Here is a 2,786-nt window from a genome sequence, read left to right as displayed (position 1 = left end):
GCTCAAAACTTAACCACATTTTAAATTTTAAACAAATTATTCAATTTTATTGCGAGAATGTTATATTTCTCCCGGTACGTATAACGTGCAGTTAACCTGCACTTTTAGTGTGGTTAAACCAGGAAGATTTCGGACATTTATGGAAAGAGGATAATCCGCCGAACAGAAGACGGTCTCTTTCACCTGCAATTACCGTTGATTCATCAACGGACGGAGATGTCGCCTCATGCGTAAATCAGCATTACTTCTGACGCGGTGTATGAATGCTTTAGGTCTCAGCAAACATGCAGCGACAGGAGGGGAAAAGGACGTCGATGTACTGCTCATCGGCGGAGGGATCATGAGTGCCACGCTGGGCACTTATCTTCAGGAGCTGGAGCCAGGCTGGTCTATCGAGATGGTAGAACGGCAGGATAAAGTGGCGGAAGAGAGTTCAAACGGCTGGAACAACGCCGGTACTGGTCACTCCGCGCTGGCAGAAATGAATTACACGCCGGAAAAGAATGGCGCCGTCGACATCGCGAAAGCGATCGAGATTAACGAAGCCTTCCAGATTTCCCGCCAGTTCTGGGCCTCCCTGGTTCAGAAAGGCACCTTGCATACCCCACGCAGTTTTATCAACACCACCCCGCACATGAGCTTCGTCTGGGGCGACGACAACGTTAATTTCCTGCGCAAACGCTATGCGGCGCTGCAAAAAAGCACCCTGTTCCGCGGCATGGAATATTCAGAAGATCGCGCGCAGATTGCTAAATGGGCGCCGGCGATGATGCAGGGCCGCGATCCGCAGCAGAAGGTCGCCGCGACGCGCATTACTATCGGCACCGACGTCAATTTTGGCGAAATCACGCGCCAGCTGGTGGCTTCACTGGCGAAAAACCCAAACTTTCGTCTGCGCACCCGCCATGAAGTGCGTGATATTCAGCGCAACGCCAACGGCAGCTGGAAAGTGACCATCGCCGACCTGGCGAACGGCGGCGCGTTAAGCGCGGTCAATGCCAACTATCTGTTTATCGGCGCGGGCGGCGCGGCGCTGCCGCTGCTGCAAAAGACCGGCATCCCTGAAGCGAAAGCGTATGCCGGTTTCCCGGTGGGCGGCTCCTTCCTCGTCAGCGAAAACCCGGAGGTGGTGAAACGCCATCTGGCGAAAGTGTACGGCAAAGCCTCGGTCGGCGCGCCGCCGATGTCAGTGCCGCACCTGGATACGCGCGTGCTGGACGGCAAGCAGGTGCTGCTGTTTGGCCCGTTCGCCACTTTCTCCACCAAATTCCTGAAGCATGGCTCGCTGCTGGATATGTTCGGCTCGATTACCGCCAGCAACCTGCTGCCGATGGTGCGCGTCGGCCTGGATAACTTCAACCTGGTGAAATACCTGGTGAGCCAGCTGATGCTGACCGACGACGACCGTCATGCGGCGTTGCAGGACTATTTCCCGGAAGCGAAGAAAGAGGACTGGCGTCTGGTGCAGGCGGGACAGCGCGTGCAGATCATCAAAAAGGATGCCGAAAAAGGCGGCGTGCTGCGCCTCGGCACCGAAGTCATCGCCTCGCAGGACGGCACCGTCTCCGCGCTGCTGGGCGCGTCGCCGGGCGCCTCCACCGCCGCGCCGATTATGCTGAACCTGCTGCAAAAGGTATTTAAAGATAAATTCGCCACGCCGGAATGGCAGACGAAGATAAAAGAGCTGGTGCCCTCTTACGGCCAGAAGCTCAACGGCAATATCAGCGCCACCGAGCATGAGCTGGCGGAAACCAGCCGCATTTTGCAGCTCGACTATACGCCGATGACGCCAGCGGCAGCCAACGACGAACCGACGCAGACTGCCGACGTCGTCGGCAAGTAAATCCGCATCGGACAGAAAACAGGCGGCGCTATGCCGCCTTTTTTACGTCTGGCGCAGCGGCGCTGTTGCCGCCCGTCGCGCCACCCGTTACAGATAACCCAGCAGACAAAACCAGCCGTAGTAGAGCGGAAACAGCAGCAGCAGGCTGATAAGCGCCACCGAGAGGCAGAGCCGCAGGCCGTCGCGCGCCGGCACGTTGCCGAGCGCCATCGCCAGCACCACCGGCGACGCCTGGTAAGGCAGCAGCGGCGTGGCGTAGGCCAATACCTGCAACATAATCACGCTAGCCAGCGGAAAGCCGGAGGCGTCGGCGAAGCTCTGCGCCATCGGCGTAAACATCGCCGGTACGCCGTTGGCGGTGACGACAAAATTCAGCAGCCCGGTAATGGCGCTGAGCGAGAGGAAGTTAGCAAAAGGCGTTGCGGGATCAAGCGGCGTCACGCGCAGTAAGCCGCGCGCGATCAGATCGCCGAGGCCGGAATCGACCACCACCGCCGTGACGCCGAGAATGGCGGCGACATAGAGGCAGGTGCGGAAATTCACGCCGCTGGCGAACGCCTCGCTGGAGACGAACCCCACGCGCGGCAGCAGGCAGAAGCAGGCGGCGCATAGCCCGACCCACGCGGGCGACACGCCGTGCAGGCTGTCGGTCATCCACAGCAGCAGCGTAACCAGCAGCAATGCCATCAGCCGCCGCTCCTCACGGCTGATGGGCGTCGTGGCGTCAGCGCGGATGACCGCCGCAGGCCGCGCCGGAAACAGGCGGCAGATACAGAGCGTCAGCAGCGCCCCTTTCAGCAGTCCCACCACCGGCGCCTGTAAAAACAGCCACGGCAGATAGCCGGGATGCATGCCGTAAGCGGTCTCCGCCGCACCGGTCAGTACCAGGTTCGGCACATTGGCGGGCAGTATGCTGGCGGAGAGCTGAAAGGTGCCGAAGCCG

General features: G+C 59.6%; 2 protein-coding genes. One reads left to right on the top strand and one right to left on the bottom strand.

Going from position 1 to position 2,786, the window contains the following annotated elements:
• Nucleotides 1–259: 259 nt before the first annotated feature.
• Nucleotides 260–1,843 (top strand): malate dehydrogenase (quinone), encoded by a 1,584-nt coding sequence (gene mqo / locus MYY08_RS04125; RefSeq protein WP_288013364.1) that lies wholly within the window; start codon nt 260–262, stop codon nt 1,841–1,843.
• 87 nt (nt 1,844–1,930) lie between these two features.
• Here mqo and MYY08_RS04120 read toward each other — a convergent pair.
• Nucleotides 1,931–2,786, bottom strand: an 856-nt coding sequence (locus tag MYY08_RS04120; protein ID WP_288013361.1) for an SLC13 family permease, incomplete at its 5' end; no start/stop codon positions are given.

Origin of the sequence: Mixta sp. (assembly GCF_024610815.1) — a bacterium.
Lineage (GTDB): Bacteria > Pseudomonadota > Gammaproteobacteria > Enterobacterales > Enterobacteriaceae > Mixta > Mixta calida.
The sequence above is the reverse complement of the archived record's forward strand: the minus strand, read 5'-3'. Positions and strand labels throughout refer to the sequence as shown.